19 protein-coding genes and 1 other annotated feature are annotated in these 22,733 nt (G+C 29.0%); of the genes, 6 read left to right on the forward strand and 13 right to left on the reverse strand.

Going from position 1 to position 22,733, the window contains the following annotated elements; translation table 11 throughout:
* Positions 1-18 precede the first annotated feature (18 nt).
* Complete coding sequence (locus ACTG47_RS13750) at positions 19-2,658, reverse strand: cation-translocating P-type ATPase (RefSeq protein WP_479924971.1); 2,640 nt, start codon at positions 2,656-2,658, stop codon at positions 19-21.
* Between the two features lie 324 nt (positions 2,659-2,982).
* On the reverse strand, positions 2,983-3,630 hold the full coding sequence (locus tag ACTG47_RS13755; RefSeq protein ID WP_479924972.1) for a M15 family metallopeptidase: 648 nt from the start codon (positions 3,628-3,630) through the stop codon (positions 2,983-2,985).
* Between the two features lie 277 nt (positions 3,631-3,907).
* On the opposite strand from ACTG47_RS13755, the gene ACTG47_RS13760 reads away from it, so the two are divergent.
* The gene (locus ACTG47_RS13760) at positions 3,908-4,798 is read left to right on the forward strand and encodes a TetR/AcrR family transcriptional regulator (RefSeq protein WP_479924973.1); all 891 of its coding nucleotides are present in this window, start codon (positions 3,908-3,910) and stop codon (positions 4,796-4,798) included.
* A 3-nt stretch (positions 4,799-4,801) separates the two neighbouring features.
* The gene (locus ACTG47_RS13765) at positions 4,802-6,202 is read left to right on the forward strand and encodes an MDR family MFS transporter (RefSeq protein WP_479924974.1); all 1,401 of its coding nucleotides are present in this window, start codon (positions 4,802-4,804) and stop codon (positions 6,200-6,202) included.
* 144 nt (positions 6,203-6,346) lie between these two features.
* Here ACTG47_RS13765 and ACTG47_RS13770 read toward each other — a convergent pair whose 3' ends face one another.
* The 4 genes from ACTG47_RS13770 to ilvA all read right to left on the reverse strand — a co-directional run bounded on the left by ACTG47_RS13770 (position 6,347) and on the right by ilvA (position 9,731).
* Entirely contained in the window at positions 6,347-7,066 is a 720-nt protein-coding gene (locus tag ACTG47_RS13770) for a transglutaminase-like domain-containing protein (RefSeq protein WP_479924975.1), read from the reverse strand.
* A gap of 46 nt (positions 7,067-7,112) precedes the next feature.
* Positions 7,113-7,871, reverse strand: coding sequence for a helix-turn-helix domain-containing protein (locus tag ACTG47_RS13775; RefSeq protein WP_479924976.1), 759 nt, complete (start codon positions 7,869-7,871; stop codon positions 7,113-7,115).
* A gap of 167 nt (positions 7,872-8,038) precedes the next feature.
* Positions 8,039-8,419 carry a RidA family protein gene (locus ACTG47_RS13780; RefSeq protein ID WP_003416451.1) on the reverse strand — a complete coding sequence of 127 codons (381 nt, stop codon included), beginning with the start codon at positions 8,417-8,419 and terminating at the stop codon, positions 8,039-8,041.
* A 94-nt stretch (positions 8,420-8,513) separates the two neighbouring features.
* A complete protein-coding gene (gene ilvA, locus ACTG47_RS13785; RefSeq protein ID WP_169467828.1) occupies positions 8,514-9,731 on the reverse strand; it encodes a threonine ammonia-lyase in 1,218 nt (405 codons plus the stop codon).
* Between the two features lie 658 nt (positions 9,732-10,389).
* Between ilvA and aspD the strand changes: the two genes are divergently transcribed.
* Together aspD and ACTG47_RS13795 are read left to right on the forward strand one after the other, a co-directional pair.
* Complete coding sequence (aspD, locus tag ACTG47_RS13790; protein ID WP_479924977.1) at positions 10,390-12,018, forward strand: aspartate 4-decarboxylase; 1,629 nt, start codon at positions 10,390-10,392, stop codon at positions 12,016-12,018.
* Between the two features lie 120 nt (positions 12,019-12,138).
* On the forward strand, positions 12,139-13,134 hold the full coding sequence (locus tag ACTG47_RS13795) for an asparaginase (protein WP_479924978.1): 996 nt from the start codon (positions 12,139-12,141) through the stop codon (positions 13,132-13,134).
* Between the two features lie 87 nt (positions 13,135-13,221).
* On the opposite strand, the gene leuS is transcribed toward ACTG47_RS13795, so the two are convergent.
* The 4 genes from leuS to nadD all read right to left on the reverse strand — a co-directional run bounded on the left by leuS (position 13,222) and on the right by nadD (position 17,721).
* Entirely contained in the window at positions 13,222-15,642 is a 2,421-nt protein-coding gene (gene leuS / locus ACTG47_RS13800) for a leucine--tRNA ligase (RefSeq protein ID WP_169470159.1), read from the reverse strand.
* A gap of 107 nt (positions 15,643-15,749) precedes the next feature.
* Positions 15,750-15,940, reverse strand: a binding site (T-box leader).
* A 52-nt stretch (positions 15,941-15,992) separates the two neighbouring features.
* Positions 15,993-16,343 (reverse strand): ribosome silencing factor, encoded by a 351-nt coding sequence (gene rsfS / locus ACTG47_RS13805; RefSeq protein WP_169470158.1) that lies wholly within the window; start codon positions 16,341-16,343, stop codon positions 15,993-15,995.
* A gap of 115 nt (positions 16,344-16,458) precedes the next feature.
* A complete protein-coding gene (gene yqeK, locus ACTG47_RS13810; protein ID WP_479924979.1) occupies positions 16,459-17,031 on the reverse strand; it encodes a bis(5'-nucleosyl)-tetraphosphatase (symmetrical) YqeK in 573 nt (190 codons plus the stop codon).
* Complete coding sequence (nadD, locus tag ACTG47_RS13815; protein WP_054271118.1) at positions 17,032-17,721, reverse strand: nicotinate-nucleotide adenylyltransferase; 690 nt, start codon at positions 17,719-17,721, stop codon at positions 17,032-17,034.
* 275 nt (positions 17,722-17,996) lie between these two features.
* Between nadD and recX the strand changes: the two genes are divergently transcribed.
* On the forward strand, positions 17,997-18,635 hold the full coding sequence (gene recX, locus ACTG47_RS13820) for a recombination regulator RecX (protein ID WP_167639594.1): 639 nt from the start codon (positions 17,997-17,999) through the stop codon (positions 18,633-18,635).
* Positions 18,636-18,787: 152 nt separating this feature from the next.
* Complete coding sequence (locus ACTG47_RS13825; protein WP_479924980.1) at positions 18,788-20,791, forward strand: alpha-amylase family glycosyl hydrolase; 2,004 nt, start codon at positions 18,788-18,790, stop codon at positions 20,789-20,791.
* Between the two features lie 99 nt (positions 20,792-20,890).
* Here ACTG47_RS13825 and ACTG47_RS13830 read toward each other — a convergent pair whose 3' ends face one another.
* From ACTG47_RS13830 to ACTG47_RS13840, 3 genes are all read right to left on the reverse strand, one after another.
* Entirely contained in the window at positions 20,891-21,202 is a 312-nt protein-coding gene (locus ACTG47_RS13830) for an antibiotic biosynthesis monooxygenase (RefSeq protein ID WP_169470154.1), read from the reverse strand.
* Positions 21,203-21,280: 78 nt separating this feature from the next.
* Positions 21,281-22,099, reverse strand: coding sequence for a DUF6597 domain-containing transcriptional factor (locus tag ACTG47_RS13835; protein ID WP_479924981.1), 819 nt, complete (start codon positions 22,097-22,099; stop codon positions 21,281-21,283).
* A 102-nt stretch (positions 22,100-22,201) separates the two neighbouring features.
* Positions 22,202-22,726 carry an ECF transporter S component gene (locus ACTG47_RS13840; RefSeq protein WP_479924982.1) on the reverse strand — a complete coding sequence of 175 codons (525 nt, stop codon included), beginning with the start codon at positions 22,724-22,726 and terminating at the stop codon, positions 22,202-22,204.
* Between the last annotated feature and the right edge of the window lie 7 nt (positions 22,727-22,733).

The raw sequence follows: 22,733 nt of genomic DNA on the forward strand, positions 1-22,733 counted from the left end.
GCCCCTTTAATTTTTCAATTATTTTACTGTACTTCTACTAATTAATTTGTTAAGCTCCATTAATATTGATGAAATCAACGCTAGACCTAAACAAATTCCCAATTGATATAATCCAAATACTTCTGGTATAGAGAATATCCCTCTTAATACTGGTATTAGTGTTAAAGAGTACAGTCCAAAACAAATTACAACTGCTCCTATAACATACTTATTACTGAAAAAACCTAATTTTATTACTGTTTGATTATTAGAACGTGCAGGTAATGTCTGCATTATTCTAGCTAATATCAATGTTGAGAATGCCATAGCTACTCCAAGTTCTGGAGATACTTGTAATCCTATATATTGTGCAATAATTGTAACTACACCTATTATACAACCTCTTATCGCTACTGCCTTCAATGTTCCTCCTGCTAGTATGCTTTCATCTGGATGTCTAGGAGGTTTATTCATTATATTTTTTTCTGATTTTTCAAACCCCAATGCAATTGCTGGTAAAGAGTCATTTACTAAGTTTATAAATAAAAGTTGTAAAGCCGTAAATGGATTCGACCAACCTGCAAATACTGCAAACAATATAGCCACTATAGCTCCTAAGTTTCCTGCAAATAAATAAGTAATTGCTTTTATTATATTGCTATATACTGTTCTACCAACTTCAACAGCATTTACTATACTTGCAAAGTTATCATCGACTAGTACCATGGCAGATGCATCTTTTGCTACATCAGTACCACTTCCCATACCTATTCCTATATCCGCTTGTTTCAATGCTGGTGCATCATTTACACCATCACCAGTCATAGCAGTTATATTGTTTTTATGTTGCCATGCTTTTACTATACGAATTTTATTTTCTGGTGATACTCTAGCATATACACTTATATTTTCTAATTTTTCATATAGTTCTTCTTCACTCAAAGCATCAAGCTCTTTTCCAGTAAGAGCTAAGTCTCCATCTTTCATTATACCAATTTCTTTTGCAATTGCTGCTGCTGTTGTTTTATGGTCACCAGTTATCATAACAGTTTTTATCCCAGCGCTCTTTGCTTCTTTTACAGCATCCATCACTTCTTCTCTTGGTGGGTCTATCATTGCCATTATTCCAACCAATGTCATATCATGCTCATCATCAATTGAAGGTGTAAAACCGTCTTCTGGAACATCTTTTATTGCAAAAGCTAATACTCTGAGCGCTCTATTTGAGAATTCCTCATTTTTATGCTTATATTCTTCTATTATTTCATCTGTTATATCTACTTTTGAACCATTTTTTAAAGCATATTTACATCTACTAAATACAATATCTGGAGCACCTTTTGTAAACATTATATAGTCTCCATATATGCTATTTACAGTAGACATAAGCTTTCTATCTGAGTCAAATGGTATTTCATTTATTCTAATATATTTACTTCTTAATCTATCATAATCTAAATCATTTTTACTTGAATAATTTATTAATGCTACTTCTGTTGGGTCACCAACTTCTTTACCATCACTAGTTATATGAGAGTCATTACACAATGTAGAAACCATAGTCAACAATTTAGCATGATAAGAATAGTTTACCTTTTCTTTATTTAACTCATCATTATTAGTTCCATACATGTAATAATCAACAACTGTCATTTTATTTTGTGTAAGAGTACCAGTTTTATCAGTACATATAACACTTGTTGAACCCAAAGTTTCTACTGCTGGTAATTTTCTTATTATAGCTTGTTTTTTTGCCATACTGTTTGTTCCAACAGCTAATACAATAGTTACTATTGATGATAAAGCTTCTGGTATAGCTGCTACTGCCACTGCTACAGAGAACATGAATGAATCGAGAATTATCTGTGTCATTTCGCCATTTCCAGCCATAAAGTAATTTCTTGCAACTTGAATTATAAATATTAAAAGAGCAAGTATTACAATGCCTACACCAAGTTTTTTACTGAAGTCTTCTATTTTTTGCTGTAATGGTGTAAGTTTATTTTCAGCACTTTCTAAAAGCCCAGCTATTTTACCCATTTCAGTATTCATACCTGTTCCAGTTACTACAAAGGAACCTCTGCCATAAACAACTACGGCACCACTAAACACCATATTTTTCTGGTCACCTAAACTTACATCTTCACTTATTTGTTCTGTATGTTTTAAAACTGGCTCTGATTCTCCAGTTAACATACCTTCTACAACCTTCAGAGATTGTGCTTCTATAAGTCTTCCATCTGCTGGTATGTAATCGCCAGCTTCTAAGGATACAATATCTCCAACCACTAAATTTTTTGCTGGAATTGTCATTTTTTTATTGTCTCTTATTACTTTTGCGTTTGGTGCAGATAAATTTTTTAAGCTTTCTAATGAACTCTCTGCTTTTTTTGTTTGTACGACACCTAGAACAGAATTTATAATAATAACTGCAAAAATTATTATAGACTCTACAGTTTCACCTAAAAATATTTGTACTAAAGCAGCTATTAATAGAATTATTACTAATGGGTCTTTAAAACTTTCTAAGAAAAGCTTATAAGTAGGAACTTTGTCTGCTTCTTTTAATTCATTAGCTCCATTTTTTTCTAATAGCTCTTCTGCTCTTTCTTTGCTCAAACCAGATAAGCTTGAGTCTAAATTTCTAATTACTTCTTGATAAGTACTTTTGTAAGACATTTGTTGCCCTCCTCTTTAATAAATTTATTTTATGTTTGGGGGCTCTTATGTATACTTGAAATTTAAATTTTTTTAAATAAAAATTCCTTGAATAAAAAAAGACCCCAAAACAAACATACTTAATGCTTATTTTGAAGGTCTTGCTATCAAGGAATTCCTTGCTAATTAACCGAGTATTTCTACTGTCTTGACGATTAATTACCACTTTCGTGTAAGCTACTCCCCTTCGAGTAGTTATCTTAAATTGTATTTACATTATATCACCTTATGTAATTAATAGTCTAGCTTATTTTTTATTTTAACCTAAATTTAACAAACTATAACTTAATTTAAATGTAAGTATTCTTCTAAAGTCAAATTATTCATTGCAAAGTTTTTGCTATGTTCTGTCCCAACATATCTATAATGCCAAGATTCATACATATATCCAGTTATATTCTCTTTACCTTTTGGATATCTAAGTATAAAACCATACTTATATGCATTTTCATACAACCACTTAGCCTCTTTTGTATTATTAAACTTTTCATTTGCCCAACTAGATTGGTCATTTCCTCCAATATCAAAAGCAAGTCCAGTTTGATGTTCACTTTCTCCAGGTTTAGCTGAAAATCTATTTGCTTCCTTTTCTCCATGTTCTTTTACATACGATTTAAATAATTTATCTTGATATTCATAACTTCTATATGTACTAAAAGCTTTTAAATTTAATCCTGCCTTTTGAGCCTCTTTATTCATTTTATAAAAAGCATCTTTTGCTTCACTACTCTCTTGTGGAGAATAGTCTTTAGGTAAGCTATACTTCTTATTTGCTACTATAATGTTATTTATTGATAATACATTTACACCTCTCCTGTATTTACTTAATTCAGATGTTATGATTTTCTTTCCTGCACTAGAACTATCAATAAACATCCCTACAAAAACTATACATAGAGCAAAAACCATGGCTATACAAGTTTTCTTTTTCATATACTACACCTCCATAATTAGTATTTGATACAGAAAATTTCAAGACATTTTCTTTCTTAGTATAATCATACCACTAATTTATTGCAATATAATTAAAGTATTCTTACGAAATTCTTAATTTCTTCTATATATGACGAAAAACAACAACAAATTTTTCAAAATTCTCAGGTTAATGGTACATATATTGATTTTTTTTCCAAATAGTGTATAATGTATTTATAGAAACTCTTAAGTACTATCTAGTACTTTATGTTTTTATACGAAAGGAGATAGTAAAGTGACAGACAAACAAAGACTCATTATAACTATTGCACAAAGAATTTTTGACCAAAAAGGTTTTCAAAATACTTCAATACTGGATATTGTCAAAGAATGTAAAATGTCCAAAGCTACTTTTTATAAACATTTTGAAACTAAAGAAATTTTCATCTGTGAAATAATCAATTATTATGATGAAAAATTCTTAGAAATTATACATTTTATTAATGAAAATAATGATATCCCATCATCTGAAAAATTAAGAAGAAAGATAATTGCTGTGTGGGAAAATATTTTTTCTAGAACTACTATAAACACCTATATAAGGGAAAACTTTTCTGAAGTGCAACGTAATACTACAAGTAAATTACAAAAAAAATCTCGAGCTAACTTATTGAATGAATACAAACTTAGTTTATTCGACAACTATGGGGATAAAATAGAAAACAATATATTTGATTTAGTTTTCTTGTTAGATGCTCTGATTCACCAGTTTACGTATATTATTCATATACAAAAAAGAGAAGTAGATGTATACTTTATTGCTGAATTCACTATACAAATTTTAGATTTAGTTGTAGAAAATATTAATACTCTAAATCCTTTAATTGAAAAATCAATGTTTTTATATGAACAAGAAGATGAAGCCTACTTTTCCATTCATAATAAATCGCTATTTTTTAAAACGATACAAGATATAGAGGAACTAATAAAAACGGATACTTCACTCCTTGAAAACCCCAAGTTACTAGAAGCAACCCAAAAACTATATATCGAGGAAAAAAATCAACAATATGATTCTTTAATCATGGATGCAATGATTACATATTTAGAAAAAGAAGACATTTTGAGACCAAAGGTACTTTTATTGAACAGTATTAAAAATCAATTAAAAAAGGAGACGTTATAAACCATGGAAACCCAAAGTAATAACAAAAAAGGAAATTTAATAATAGCAATCGTAATGACTGGTGCTTTTATAAGCTCCCTTAGTCAAACATTATTATCAACTGCATTACCTAATATAATGTCAGATTTTAAAATTACTGCTGATGTTGGTCAGTGGTTAACAACAATTTATCTACTAATTGCAGGTATTATTGTACCCACAACAGCTTACTTAATAAATAGGTTTAGTACCAGAAAATTGTTTATTACATCAATGACTATATTTTCTCTAGGATGTGTTATTGCACTTTTTTCTAATAATTTTTCAACTATGTTAGTTGCTCGTGTATTACAAGCAGTAGGTTCTGGTTCTTTAATGCCACTATTACAAGTTATTATACTTTATTTATGCCCTGTAGAAAAACGTGGTGCAGCTATGGGTTTAGTTGGTATTACAGTAGGATTTGCTCCTGCAATAGGGCCAACTTTATCTGGATGGCTGGTAGATTCATTTGGTTGGCATAGTTTATTTTTATTTCTATCACCTATTGCTATATTAGATGTTATACTCTCATTCATCCTATTAAAAAATGTTGGAGAAGCTCAAAAACTAAAATTAGATATACCTTCAATAATATTATCTTCTCTAGGATTTGGTGGTTTGTTGATTGGATTTACTAATCAAGGTAATTATGGATGGACTAATATTGCCACATATACACCAATAATTATAGGAATTATATCATTAATATTATTTGCATTACGTCAATTAAAATCTAAAGAACCATTTTTAGAATTAAGAGTTTTTAAAAACAAACCATTTTTAATTTCTACAGTATTAATCATGATTGTATATGCTTCAATGATGTCTGCTACATTGATGATTCCTCTATATATACAATCTGTAAGAGGTTTTTCTGCACTAGTTTCAGGTTCTTTAATGATGCCAGGTGCTATACTGATGGTTGTATTAAATCCAGTTGCAGGTCGTCATTTAGATAAATATGGACCTCAAGCTTTATCAATAATGGGAACTGGCTGTTTGTTTTTAGGAACTTTGTCTTTTGCTTTTTTAGGTAAGGATACATCTTTAATTCATGTATCATTGATGTATTGTATACGTATGATTGGTATTTCACTAGTTCTAATGCCATTAACTACATGGGGACTTAAAACTCTAGACAGAGAACTTATATCTCATGCTACAGCAATAAATAGTACTCTTAGACAAATATCTGGTGCTATAGGTTCTGCTGTACTTATTACTATAATGACAGCTGCTACAAAAAAAGCTCATATGGGTTCAGCTATTCTGTCTAGCATACATGGAATGGATGTTGCATTTTCAACAGCTGCAACTCTTGCATTTATTGGTTTAGTTATCTCTATATGTTTTATAAAAGAACATCAAGTTGCCAGAAGTTAATAAAAAGAAATTAATAGAAAATAAAAAAGGAGTTGTCACATGAACAATTTAAGTTTGCTCTGTGATAACTCCTTTTCGCTTATTTTAACTAGTACATTTTTAATTATTCTATATATTTTCTATATAGCTATCTACATTAAACACTCAGTTATTTTTAACAAAATAATTATTTCTAATCTTACATACATTTTTTGTCATTATCTTTCTTATAAAATGCACATATATGAAATTTTTTAATTTTGACAAATGTTGTGAATGAGTAGAGAAAAATACATCTGGTGAAGGAAAAGTGCCATAATCGTATACGATAGCTTCTTTTTGAATAAAGGTATCTTCACCATCCCAATCAATAGATGTATTTTTCAAATCATTTATAGCTATTGCATACTTTTTGAATATCCCACTTTGATTAATAAATTTCTTCTTAATTGCTTCTAAATATTTTTTGTCAGTTATGACTCCCTCCAGAGCAATCCATTTGTCTTGATAAAATACCTCTACCCAAGTGTGAAGAATATATTTTGGTGCTAATAGTGAAACCATTTTAGATATAGCACCTTGTTGAAAATCTTTTGTTACATTAAAAGCATGAAGCCTACAAGGGATATTTACTGAACGCAATAATGCCATTAGAAGTGTAGCTTTTGTATTACATTGTCCCATACCGTCATTTAATACCTGTGTTGCATTCAATATATCAGAAGCATTATATCCAAATAAAATATCATTTTGGACAAACTCATAAATAGATTTTATTTTATGAAAATCATCTAATTCCAGCCACTTCTTTGATGATACCAAAACCTTAAGTTGTGGTTCATTATAGTTTAACATCTTTGTTTCTTCTAAGTATTCTTTATTCATAACAAATCCCCTTTCTTAGTACAACTTCATTATATAACGAGAATATTTAATATACTTTCAAAAACTCGCTATCTTTTAAAGATAAAGAAACAGGCATTCCCATCATTCGCTTAACTGTACCTGCAAAATGTGATGGAGTATCGAATCCAGCAACCATAGAAGCTTCAGTAACATTTTTTCCAGAAAGCAATTCTCTAAAAGCACATTCCATTTGATGAAGTAAAATATAGCTTTTTAAAGGTATCCCAATTTGTTCTTTAAACAGATGTGATAATCTACTTGATGATAGTGCCACTCTATTTGCAAAATTTGAAATTGTATGATTATCACAATTACAAGTATGTAATAAGTGAAGTAACTCGGTAATTCTATCATCATAACATTTGATAGTTGCAGGGATGCCCAAATAGTTGTTAAGCATTTTCATAAACTTTAAATATTGTTCTTCACTTGATTGATGTATCAAAAAGATTGCTTGTTGACGCAATTTCTCTAATCCATCTTTTTCACATATCCAATAGCCAAAATCATTCATTTTTGAAGTAAGTTGTTCTGCATATATAGATGTGGGTTCAATGAGAGCAGAATAATAAACTTTTTTTCTTGCCGAAAATGAGTGAGGGATATTTTTATCTACTACAATACAATTACATTTAACTAATTTTTCATTGACTGTTATTTCAAGGCTATCTTCTATTCCTATAAATAATTGTAACATCCAATGGTTATGTGTATCCGCCTCTAAATGATTTGTAATCATGCCAATCCTATCTTCTTGCCAGAAAATTTTATTTATAATTCTCATTGTATCACTCTACCCTTCTAAAAATATCACCCTTTATTTTAATAGATTATCATATGTTTGTGAATACATTTTGATAAAAGGTCTGCAAAAAGGCATGAATCCTCAGGATAAAAATACCCAAGAACTCATGCCTAATCTAATAGTTACATATTTTAAATTATATATTCTTATAATACAGCTATTACTTCTATTTCAACTTTAACATCTTTTGGTAATCTAGCAACTTCTACACAAGCTCTTGCTGGTTTGTTTTCTCCAAAATATTCAGCATAAACTTCGTTTATAGCTCCAAATTCATTCATATCTTTTATAAATACTGTAGTTTTAACTACATTTGAAAAGTCAGCTCCACTTTCAGCTAATATAGCTTTAAGATTTTTTAAAGATTGAGCAGTTTGAGCTTGTACATCTCCTTCAACTACTTCCATAGTCTCTGGTACAAGAGGAACTTGTCCAGACACAAATAATAAGTTTCCAGCTTTTATAGCTTGAGAGTATGGTCCTAAAGCTGCTGGTGCATCATTAGTATGTATTACTTCATGTTTCATTTTAAAATCCTCCTAATTCGTTAATCTGATACATATAAAATGTATCTTCATACACTATTATACTATTTTTCTTGTATATTATATACACTTTTTACTATAATTCTATAATTTTAAAACCTTTGTCTTCTATAGCTTTCTTTATTTTAGCTATATGGTCATAATCTATTGTCTCTAATATAAATTCCGCACTTTGTTTTCCTAGAGCTTCTCCTGCTGATAATTTACCTTGATTAGCACTTAAAATGTTTCCACCATTCTCACTTATTATTCTAGTTAATTCAGCAAAGTTTCCTGGCTTATCTTCCATAATTGTACTAAATGAATATCTTCTTCCTTCTTTAGCTAAAGCAACACCTATTATTCTATATAATGTATTTATGTCTATATTACCACCAGATATTATACAAACTACATTTTCATCTTTTGCTGGTACATACTTACCACTTAATATAGCAGCTGTACATACCGCTCCAGCACCTTCTGAAACTATTTTTTGACTTTCCATCATAAATAATATTGATTCTGCGATTTCTGTTTCTTCAACCACAACTATTTCATCAACTAATTCATTTATTATTTCAAAAGTTAAATCTCCTGGAGTTTTAACAGCTATACCATCAGCTATTGTAGTATCATTAAATGCTGTTGTTACTTTTCCATTTTTAACTGACTCTTTCATTGAAGGTATATTTGCAGTTTGAACACCAACTATTTTCACATTAGGATTTAATGCTTTAGCTGCAACAGCAACACCAGAGATGATTCCACCACCACCAACTGGGCATAGTATAGTGTCAACTTTATTGTCTAATTGTTCGAAAATTTCAAGAGATATAGTTCCTTGTCCTGCTATAACATATTTATCATTGAATGGATGTAAGAAAGTTGCTCCTGTTTCTTTTTGTATTTCAACAGCTTTTGCATATGCATCATCATAAACCGCACCATTTAAAACTACTTCTGCTCCATATCCTTTAGTTGCACTAACTTTTGCTAAAGGTGCAGTTGCTGGCATTACTATTGTTGATTTTATACCAGTCATTTTTGCCCCTAATGCAACACCTTGAGCGTGATTTCCTGCACTTGAAGCTATAACTCCATTTGCCTTTTCTTCCTCTGTTAAACTTGCTATTTTGTTACAAGCTCCTCTTAATTTAAAAGAACCTGTTTTTTGAAGATTCTCACATTTATAGAACACGTTTGCTCCTGTTTTTTCACTAAGTTTAACACTTTCAAGTAAGTCAGTTCTTTTTACTATGTTTTTGATGGTCTCTCTAGCTTCTTTCACATCTGTTAAGGTAACATTTATCATTTTATTTCACTCCCGTAAATCCAATTTTTGTTTATTACTTTCTATATAATTCTAAATCTTTTTTTTTAAAAAATCAACATGTAAACGATTTTTATAATTTTTTAATTAATCACAAAAAAACTAAAAATACAACAATTGAATACAATAAACATATATCTTCAATTCCTTCAAATTACATTAAATGATAATTTAAAAATATATTTTACAATTTTATCAAAATAACAATAGATTCTTTATTATTTTTATTAAAATTTGTATTTTATATTATTTTATTTACTTATAAACTATTTTTTTAAGTTTTGTTAACCTTATTAAAGTTAACAAAATAATGAAAAATATATATTGCTAAACAACTTCAATATAAAAGAAAGTTTTACTCTATTTTTATTCAAAATTAGAAAACTATACATTAATAATAAAATATAATAAAAAAACTAAAATGCAAATCAAATTGGAGATTTATTTTATATAGTAATCATTTTTTATTAAAAGGCATTTTTTGCTTTATTGTATATTTAATAAGGTTAAATAGAGTTATTATTTTAATTTTATACTTTACTTTTTCCATAAACCTATTATAATTAAAGTATAATCATTTTGCTAACTTGTTTATTTTATTATAAAAATGTGAAACTTATTACATAAGGAGGAATTTAACATGAAAAATAATACTTATAAAGAAATCAAAAACATATATGGAAAAATAAGCCCTTTTGAATTTAAGGACAAATTAATAGATATTGCAAAACACACTGCAAAAGAAAATAACAGGGAGTTGCTTGATGCAGGTCGTGGTAATCCAAACTGGACTTGTTCAACTGCTAGAGAAGCATTTTTTACTTTTGGTCATTTTGCTATTACTGAAACTCGTTCTAACTGGGATTTAGGTCATTTGGCTGGAATGCCTCAAAAGAAAGGTATTAAAGAAAGATTTTTTAAATTTATAAATGAAAATATAGATATGCCTGGAGCATACTTAGCTAGAGATATTATAAACTTTGGTATAAATGAACTTGGATTTGATGGAGATGAATTTATTCATGAACTAGCTGATGGAATTATTGGTGATAATTATCCACTTCCAGATAGAATGTTACCTCATATGGAAAAAATAGTACATGATTACTTAGTTCAAGAAATGAAATACGATATATCAGGCGACTATGGTGATGTAGAGATTTTTGCTGTTGAAGGTGCTACAGCTGCCATGTGTTATATTTTTGATTCATTAATGGCTAATGAACTACTAAAAAAAGGTGATACTATAGCTTTGATGACTCCAATATTTACACCTTATCTTGAAATACCTAATCTTCCTCGTTATGATTTTAAAGTTGTAAATATAAATGCTAATGAAGTTGATGAAAAAGGCGCTCATACATGGCAATACACTAAAAAGGAATTAGAAAAGCTTCGTGACAAATCTATTAAAGCTTTATTTGTTGTTAATCCTAATAATCCTGCATCTATAGCTATGGATGACACATCTTGTAATAACCTAATAGATGTGATTGAGAATTATAACAAAGATTTAATGATAATATCAGATGACGTATATGGAACTTTTGTAGAAGACTTTTCATCATTAATGTCAAAACTTCCTTACAACACTATTGGAGTTTATTCTTATTCAAAATATTTTGGAGTTACAGGATGGAGACTTGGTACATTTGCACTTCATAAGAAAAATGTTTTTGATAAGAAAATAAATGATTTAACTGGAGAGCTAAAAAAATCAGTAGATAAGCGTTACAGTGATATGAGTCTTAATCCTTCTAGTCTTTCATTTATGGAAAGAGTTGTTGCTGATAGTAGACTTGTTGCTCTTAACCATACTGCTGGTCTTTCTACTCCTCAACAAGTACAAATGGCATTTTTCTCTGCATTTGCTTTAATTGACAAAGTTGATGCCTACAAAAAACTTAATATGAGTATTTGTCATAGACGTCAAAAACTATTGTTTGAAGCCTTAGAACTTCCAATTAATGAAAGTAAAAATAATGCTGCATATTATACTCAGTTTGATATTGAAGAATGGGCTAAATTAAACTATGGAGAAGATTTATTTAAATTTATAAATAAAATTTCCGCTCCAGTAGATGTCCTTTATAAGTTAGCTAATGACTATTCTGTAGTCTTACTTAGTGGAAATGGATTCTATGGTCCTGAATGGTCAATTAGAATATCTCTAGCAAATTTATATGATGAAGCTTACACTAAGATAGGAAAAGCTATCAGAGAAATACTAAATGGTTACATTACTGAATGGCAAAAAACTAAGAAATAGTTATATTACACTGAAATATCTAAATTATATGAATAAAAGAATTTATGTAGACCTTAGCTACTTTTTTTGATATAATCCTATCGGAATTATAAATTTTATTTATGAAAGGCAGAGAATAGTATGTGTATTAAGAAAAAAGTTGCCATAGTTTTTACTGGTGGAACTATATCTATGACAGTAGATGATAAAGTAGGAGCTGCTATACCAACTTTATCGGGGGAACAAATATTATCAATGGTTACCAACATTGATAAAGTTGCAGATGTTGAGGTCTTTAACTTTGATGAAATTCCAGGACCTCATATAACACCTTATAGAATGATGGAATTAAAAAATTATGTAAATGATTTATTATCAAGAAAAGATATTACAGGAGTTGTAATAACACATGGTACAGATAGTTTAGAAGAAACAGCTTATTTTCTAGACCTTACAATTGATAACATCAAACCTGTAATAGTCACGGGTGCTATGAGAAGTAGCTCTGAACTTGGATATGATGGTTCAAGTAATTTATCTGCATCAGTTTGTACTGCTGTATCTAAAGATGCTATGGGCAAAGGTGTTCTTGTAGTCTTAAACAATGAAGTAATCTTAGCTTCTGAGGCTACTAAGACAAATACTCTTTCTTTAAATACATTTAAATCTTTAACTAGTGGTCCATTAGGAATAATTGACTGCAATGAACTTGTTCTTACAAGAGATATTGTAAATAGAACAATTATAGAAACTGACAAGGTAGAATCTAAAGTCGCTTTATTTAAAGCATATGTAGGAGAAAATGCAGACTTTATAAGATTTGCTGTTGATAGTGGATATAAAGGTATAGTTATTGAAGCAATGGGTAGAGGTAATATTCCTCCTCAGATGCTTTCTGGAGTTGAATATGCTAGAGAAAAAGGACTTCCTGTTGTTATAGTGTCTAGATGCCATTCAGGTAGAGTGTTTGATAGCTATGGTTATTATGGTTCTGGTAGAGATTTAAAAAATCTTGGATGTATATTTGGTGGAGACCTTCCAGGTCAAAAAGCTAGAATAAAACTTATTTTAGCACTTGGAAAAACTGATAATCTTGATGAAATCAAAGACTTCTTTGAAAAAGGAATCTACTGTTAATTATAATAAAGTTTAAAACAATAAACCCCTATTACAAATTTTTAATTACTCTGTAATAGGGGTTTCATTTTATCCTATAGTTTTGATTTATTTCACAACTACATTAACTAATTTCTTAGGTACAGCAACAACTTTAACTATAGTTTTGCCTTCAACTAATCCTTTTATTTTTTCATCTTCTAAAGCTACCTTTTCCATTTCTTCTTTAGATATGTTTGAATTAACAGTTAATTTTCCTCTAACTTTTCCATTAACTTGTACAACAACTTCTATCTCATCTTTTACTAAAGCTTTTTCATCATATTTAGGCCAATCTATATCAAATACACTTCCATCTTTACCTATCATAGTCCATAATTCTTCACCTAAATGAGGTGCAAATGGTGCAATTATAGTTACTATAGTTTGTACACCTTCTTTTATAACTGCTTCATTTATATTATCTAACTCTTTATATTTATACATATCATTTATTAATTCCATAAGAGCTGATATAGCAGTATTAAATCCAAATTTTTCACTTAAATCAGCAGTAACTTTTTTAAGTGTAGAATGTATAGTATATCTCATGTCTTTATCTTGAGAATTTAATTCTCCAAACTCTACATCCTTTTTAACTACATCTGCTAACTCATCAACCAATCTATAAACTCTATTTAAGAATCTAAAGCATCCATCAACACCTTGCTCTGACCAGTCTAAATCTCTTTCTGGTGGTGCTGCAAATAATACGAAAAGTCTTGCAGTATCTGCTCCATACTCATCAATTATATCCATAGGTGATACTGTATTACCTTTAGATTTACTCATTTTAGAACCATCCATAAGAACCATTCCTTGAGTAAGTAAGTTTTTAAATGGTTCATCAAAATCTACCATACCCATACTCTTAAATGCTTTTACAAACCATCTTGCATAAAGTAAGTGCATTATAGCATGTTCTACTCCACCTATATATTGGTCTACTGGATGCCATCTATTAACTAATTCTTTACTAAATGGCTCATTTTCATTATTGCTATCCACATATCTTAAGAAATACCAAGAAGAATCGACAAATGTATCCATAGTATCAACTTCTCTTCTAGCTGGTTTTCCACAGTGAGGGCAAGTTGTTGACATGAATTGCTTTGAAGTAGTAAGTGGAGATTCTCCTTTTCCTGTAAATTCAACATCTGTTGGTAAAAGAACTGGTAAATTTTCTTTTTTAACTGGAACTATCCCACATTCATCACAATAAACTACAGGTATAGGACAACCCCAATATCTTTGTCTTGAAACTAACCAGTCTCTTAATCTATAGTTAATTGTTCTCTTTCCTCTTCCTTCTTTTTCTAATTTATCTATTATTCCTTCAAAACCTTCTGAAGCATCTAATCCATTAAACTCTTCTGAGTTTATTATTTTATTATCTTCTGTTATTACATCTATTATATCTAAGTTGTATTTCTCAGCAAAATCTCTATCTCTTTCATCATGTGCAGGAACTGCCATTATAGCTCCAGTTCCATATTCAACTAATACATAATTAGCTATCCATAGAGGAACTTTCTTACCATTTAAAGGATTTATAACGTATCTACCTATAAACATTCCTTCTTTTTCTACATCAGCAGCTGTTCTTTCTATTTCTGTCATTGTGTGCATTTTTTGAACAAAAGCTTCAACCTCTGCTTCATATTCAGTACCAGCAACTAATTCTTTAACTAACTCATGTTCTGGAGCAAGTACCATATAAGTAACTCCATAAGTTGTATCTGGTCTAGTTGTAAATACTGTCATAGACTTATCAGTTCCATCTATATCAAAAACTAAATCTGCTCCTGTACTCTTACCTATCCAGTTTCTTTGCATTATTTTAACCTTTTCTGGCCATCCATCTAATGTATCTAAATCATTAAGTAATTCTTCTGCAAATTCAGTAGTCTTAAAATACCATTGTTCCAAATCTTTCTTTAATACTGTTGCTTTACATCTTTCACATGCTCCTTGAACAACTTGCTCATTTGCAAGAACAGTCTCACAAGAAGGGCACCAGTTAACATAAGATTTTTTCTTATATGCAAGTCCATGTTCTAAAAACTTCAAAAATATCTCTTGAGTAAATCTATAGTATTCTGGAGTTGAAGTTGCTACTTCTTTATCCCAATCATAGCTAAGACCTAATAAATTTAATTGCTCTTTCATCTCTTCTATATTTTCCATTGTCCATTTGTGTGGATGTATTCCATGCTTTATAGCAGCATTTTCAGCTGGTAAACCAAAAGAATCCCATCCCATTGGATGAAGTACATTGTACCCTTCCATTTTTTTGAATCTTGCGACAACATCACCTATAGAATAGTTTCTAACATGACCCATGTGTATCTTTCCAGATGGATAAGGGAACATTTCTAATGTGTAATAATTAGGTTTTTCAGTTTGTGCTGTATCCATTTTATACTGATTATTGTCTTTCCAAATCTTTTGCCATTTCGATTCTACTTCTTTAAAATTATATACGCTCATATTTTGCCTCCTATTTTAGTTGTGTTCAACTATCTTATTTAATATTATTTACTTATAATTTCCAAATAATTCCTTGAAAATAAAAAATCCTCATCACTAAACTTGCGTTTAGGGACGAGGATAAATCTTCGCGGTACCACCCTAATTAGCCTACATTATATAGACTCTCTTAGATAGCTTTTAATCCAGCTACGGAAAATAGATTTCAATCTAGTAAGTTCAAAGTTATATAATATTAGTTCTCACCTGCCACTAACTCTCTGAAAAAATATAGTCTTTTACTGCTCTAGTCTATTCAATTTAATATAATTTTTGAAATTTTCTAATTATAATAACATATATTATCATGTTTATGCTAATGTGTCAATATCTATATAAGGTGCATCTTTCCATAATTTTTCCAAATTATAAAATCCTCTGTTTTCCTCATTAAATACATGAACCATTACATCTCCATAATCAAGAAGTACCCAAGTTTGAGTGCTTTGTCCTTCTTTTCCTCTTGGCTCTAGTCCTAGCTTTGTTAATTCATCTTCTACATTATCTGCAATAGCTTTTACCTGTCTCTGAGAAGATGCTGTAGTGATAATAAAGTAATCACACAAACTAGAAACTTTTCCTATATTTATTATAACTGTATCTTGACCCAGTTTATCTTCTATGGCATCATATGCTATTTTTGTCATTTGTTCCACTGTCATATAAAATTCCTCACTTTCCTAATTAAAATACACTTAGTTATTGTAACATATTAATACGATTTTGTAACATAGTCAACTTTAAATTTATTAATATATTTGCCTTTATGTCTATTTTTTATAATAACTTTTCTTTAATTAGATAGTTTCTTGCCATAACTGTTCTTGGATGTATCTCTTCGTTTTTATTAATAACAAACATTAAAGTATTATTAAAAGAAGTTAAAAGTGCTTCATCAAGTTTTCCTCCATATGCCAATTCTCTTAAGGTATCTACAACTGGAAATTTTCTTCCTTCTTCAATTAAATCAGCTATGTAAATTATTTTTTCTAAAAGAGACATATCTTCTCTTCCTGTTGTATGATATTTGATTGCATTTATAATATCTTCATCTTCTATCCCAAACTCATACTCACATATGTATGACCCAATTACACTATGAGATAGAGAGCGATTTCCATCCTCTATTGGGTCTAAGTATATTTCATACTTGTTTACATAATCTTCTACTTCTTTATTACTTAAATACTTTGCACAATCATGAATCATTCCTGCTAAACAAGCTTTTTCTTTGTCACACCCATAAATCTCACACAATTTTTCAGCACATTTTGCAACATTTTTTGAGTGGCTAAGCCTCCCCACTGGTAACATTTGATTTAGTCTCTGGTTAATATTCTCTAAGTTCATTTAATCATCTCCATATTGATATAGTTTATTTTCATATAAATAATTTTCTACATTTTCGGGTACTAAGTAACGTATTGACTTGCCTTCATTTAGCTGTTCCCTTATATATGTGGATGATATATCCAGTGATGGAACATAAACTGTTATAATGTCAGCATCGTACTTTTTCGTTAATTTCTCTATAGTCTCTTGTGACCTTAACAAACTAATCCCTGGTCTAGTTGCAGCTATAAAGGTAGCCAACTCAAAGTTTTTCTTTACATCCTTCCACTCTTCAACACTACAAATAGCATCTGCCCCTGTTATAAAATAAATATCTGCATTTTTGTATTTTTTCTTCAAGTATTTTAATGTATCTATTGTATAAGTCCTTTTTTTTCTTTCGATTTCTACTTTTGAAACTAAAAAATCTTCATTGCTTTCAGTTGCTAGAAGTGTCATATTATATCTATCATACTTGTCTGTAGTGATACATAATTTATGTGGTGGATTTCCTGATGGTATAAAGATAATTTTGTCAATGTCATACTTGTCTCTAATAAACTCTGCTGTTGCTAAATGAGCATAGTGTATAGGGTCAAAAGTACCTCCCAATATACCTATTTTGATTTTGCCTTTATGGCGATTAAATTTCTCTAGTTTTTCAGTATTTTTCAACTCTGCCTTCTTAACTAGATTTTCGCTTTTCATATTTTGTCTCCTTTTAATGTTATAATACTATTGTACCATTATTTTTTATTTCTTAAAGCTTATAATTTATTTTTTTTGGTATATAATTATATTTATATGATAAAAAATGCTTTAAAAAATAATTATTTAACATGTTTTTACTTTACTTTTTAATAAAAATAACTTTTTACTATTTTGTCTTAATTTTGATAAAATATAACATATAAATGTAAGTTTTTTATTAAATTTTATTAGTTGCTTTTGTTAATATAATTACATACAAAAAGGGAGGATTTATGGGTATAATTACTAAAATAGAACAACAAAAAAGAAATGATGATAGAGTTAATATTTATGTAGATGATAAATTTTTTATTGCTATATTTAAAGAACTTGTTTATACATTCAATTTAAAAAAAGGAAATGAAATAAATGAAGAGGAATTAAAACCTATTTTGGACGATGAGATGTATATAAAAGCTAAAAATAAAGCTCTAAATATTTTATCTCATGCTGACCAGTCTGAAAAAAAAATAAAAGAAAAGTTATCCGCAGAGTTTGATGAAAACATAATTGATAGAGTTATAGATTTTCTTAAAAATTATAATCTTGTAAATGATAGTGTATTAGCTCAAAAAATAGTTAATACAAATGTTAATTTAAATAGATGTGGTAAAAATAGAATTAAGCAAAATCTATATAATAAAGGTATCAATAGAAGTACAATTGACGAAGCTGTGTCTGAATTGGATAAGGACACTGAATTTGAAAATGCTATGTATCTAGCAAAAAAAAGGTTTGAAAGGGTAAAGAAAGAAGATAAAAAGAAAATATATCAAAAAATTTCTCAACATCTTTCCTACAAAGGCTTTGATTATGATATTATTAAAAGAGTTTTAAACAAACTTTTAAATTTCGATGAATATGATATATAAGTGTAAATACTAAGGAGGTAAATTATGAAATTAATCATTGGTGGCTTAAGCTTTTTATTAGGATTATATAATATATATCAATTATATAGAGAAGATAGTATGAGATAAATATTATTTTTTAGATGTAATATTTATTATGGAGGAGAAATAAAATGAAAAGTCAAAAAAGATTTAAAATTTTAGATATTGATGTATACCTACAACCATTTGAATCTGATATAAAAAAACGAATGAAACATTATGAAGATGTTAAAGCAAAACTATTAACTAACTATAAAGATTTTAGTTCTTTTGCAAATGCTCATCTTTACTACGGCTTTCATCAAACAAATGATGGATGGTTTTACAGGGAATGGGCTCCAAATGCAAACAGTTTATCATTAATTGGTGACTTTAATAATTGGGATAGAAAATCTCATCCTCTAAAAAAAATTAATTCTGGTAATTGGGAGATATTTATTCCCAACAAAGATAGCTTACCTCATAAATCAGAGGTAAAAATCCAAGTCATTGCAAATGGAAAAACATTTGACCGTATACCACTATATATAAAAAGAGTAATTCAAAAGGACTTTGGTGGCTTTAATGGACAAGTATGGCAACCAGAGGCTCCATTTATCTGGACTGACAATGAATTTGACTTAAAAAGCATAACTTCTCCACTAATCTATGAATGTCATATAGGTATGGCTACTGAAAATGAATCTATTGGAACTTATAGTGAGTTTACTGAAAATATACTTCCTAAAATAAAAAAATCTGGATATAATACTATTCAGCTTATGGCTATTATGGAACACCCATATTATGCATCTTTTGGGTATCAAGTTTCAAACTTTTATGCAATCTCCTCTAGGTTTGGTACTCCTGAAGACTTAAAAAATCTAATAAATACTGCTCATTCCATGGGAATTGCTGTTTTATTAGATTTAGTTCATTCTCATGCAGTAAAGAATACCTTAGAGGGAATAAATGAGTTTGATGGAAGTGAATATCAATTCTTCCATTCAGGTTCAAAGGGGAATCATTCTGCTTGGGGTACAAAACTCTTTAACTATGGTAAACCTGAAGTAATCCATTTTTTACTTTCAAATATAAAATTTTGGTTAGATGAGTACCATTTTGATGGCTTTAGGTTTGATGGTGTAACATCAATGTTATATCATAACCATGGTCTTGGAGTTTCATTTGATAGTTACAAAAAATATTTTAGCATGAATACAGATATTGAAGCCATAACATACCTCCAATTTGCAAATGAATTGATAAAAGAAATTAAACCTAATTCAATAAGTATTGCAGAAGATATGAGTGGAATGCCTGGTATGTGTATACCTATAAAAGACGGTGGAATTGGATTTGACTATAGACTTGCAATGGGTGTACCAGATTTTTGGATAAAAACTATTTCTAACTTATCTGATGAAAACTGGGATTTAGGTAAAATGTGGCATGAACTTACAACTAGACGTCCTGGTGAAAAAAATATAGGTTATTGTGAATCTCATGATCAGGCATTAGTCGGTGATAAAACAATTATTTTTTGGTTAGCTGACAAGGAAATGTACTGGAATATGGAAATAAACTCAAATAACCATGTTATAAATAGAGCTATCTCTCTAATTAAGTTAATTAAATTAATAACTTTTTCTCTAGCTGGTGAGGGATATCTGAATTTTATGGGAAATGAATTTGGACATCCTGAATGGATTGATTTTCCACGAGAAGGAAACAATTGGAGTTATAAGTATGCTAGAAGGCAATGGAGCCTTTCAGAAAATGATTCTTTAAAATATAAACAATTATTAAACTTTGATAAAGCTATGCTTGAGCTTCCAAAATACAGTGATGTTTTTATCCAAAATAGCTATGAACTTATACATATGGATAATGATAAAAAACTTTTAGTATACAGTAAGGGTAAATATTTATTTATATTTAATTTCCACCCTAATCTAATGCAGTCAGTTGATATTTCAAAATTTCAAAATACAAACTACAAAACAATACTAAGCACTGATATGATAGAATTTGGAGGAAACACAAAAAAAGAAAACTTACTAGACTACAATGCCTATTTTAGCTCAGCTCCACCATCTTCAAAAATACCTATTGCCTCTCGTACAGCAATAGTTCTTTTAGATAACAATATTTAAATATTAAAATAGATATTAAAAGCCAAATAACAATTTTAATACAAAATGTTATTTGGCTAATTTATTTTCTTGTGGTTTAATTATTTTCTAGGTTTAATACTATAATTTCCAACTTTTAATTTGTGGCATTATGTTCATTTTAATAGTTTGACTTTTTAAAGCTTTTCTAAACTTCTCAGTTGAAGATTCCTTAAACATCTTACTAGAAGAATTCTTAAGGTCTTCCAGAGAGTCCCAATGTTGTATCATAATCCATTTCTGACTTTTTTCATCATATAAAAGCTCAGTATCAATAAAACCAGGTTGTATAGAATGAAATTTCATTTCTAAATCATTTACAATATCTATAAACTCACCTTTTGACAAGTTTTCTTCCACACTAAATTCCACTATCTCTGTAATAATTTTCATATACAAAACCTCCAATTTATTTTTCTTATATCATATCAAAAACTAAATTAGAGGTATTGTAAAAAATCGACAGTATAATTACAAATAACTATACCTTATATTTTCTTTAATAGTCTTATTCTCACTAATAAACTTAATTGGCGATGTCCCTGAAAATTCTTTAAATTCTTTTATAAAGTGTGCTTGGTCATAGTACTCATTTTCATAAATAAAATCAAAAAGTTCCTTGTCTTTATAGCTGTAAATAAGCTGACTACTTGACATTTTAAATCTGCATATTCTCTTTAAAATTTTAGGTGTATATCCGGTATATTTTAAACAGATTCTTTCCAAAGTTTTAATATTTATATTCATATCATTGCAAAAAGATTTTATATTACTATACATATTGTCATATATAAATGAATCCAAAAGTTTTATATATTTATTTTCAATTAAACCTTCATCCATTGTAGATAATAATACTTCTTCTAAGTACAAGATAGTATTTTCTATTGATGATTCTTTATTTAAAGAGTCTTCCAATTTTTTTACAAATACCTCTGACACTTGTTCTAAATTGACTATTTGACTATTAAATTCTGAAATTGGTATCTTTAAAAATGGATAAAGACCAAATGGGTAAAAAGAAATTCCTATAACACGTATATTTCCATGTTGAACGATAAATCCATGTTTATCTCTTATTCCATTAAAATGTATATTACTAGTTGTATAGTTTTGATTTTCAACTTTATATTCTATAACATCAGAAAGATTAAGAATAATATCTATACTATCTGTGGGTAGCAACTTATTATTTAGCAGTATACTTTCCTTTGTCTCAAGATACCAAATAAACTTTACCCACTGCTTTAGACGAGCATTTCTAACTGAATATCTTGTAACTGATAACATATTGAGTTATCCCCTATCCTAAAATATTTTTATTATTATGTACCTCACCCTAATATTATACAATATAATTTACACTATCAGAGATTTTAGTTTGCTTTATTTTTATTTCATACATTTTTTCAATATTTTAGAAATAGGAAGTGCTATTATAAGACCTATTAATACTTGCATTAAATTACCTGGTATTGAAGTAAGAGGTACTACAAAATTTCCATAAAGTATAACCTCTGTTACATAATATCCAAACAACATCCAAATTGATGAAACAACTATTCCTATTACGTTGATTAAAAAATTGTTTCCATTCTTGCCATTTGCCCATACAATCTTTCCAAGTAAATAACCCATGATACCTCTAACTATAAAAGTAAATGGAGCCCATAGAGTCCAACCAGATATTAAATCGAAAAGTGACATACCAATAGCACCTGATAAAGCACCTTTCTTACTTCCAAATACTATTGCTGATATGAATAACATTGCTGTTCCTAAATGAACAAGTCCACCATTTATAGATATTGGCAATCTTATATTTATAAATTTAGTTGCAATAAACACTAAAGCTATTAATAGTGATGTTTCCACCATGTCTTTCGTCGTAAACTTTTGTTTAGCTGTAATTTCCATGCTTCAT

The sequence above is a fragment of the Clostridioides sp. LIBA-6622 genome, assembly GCF_056716095.1.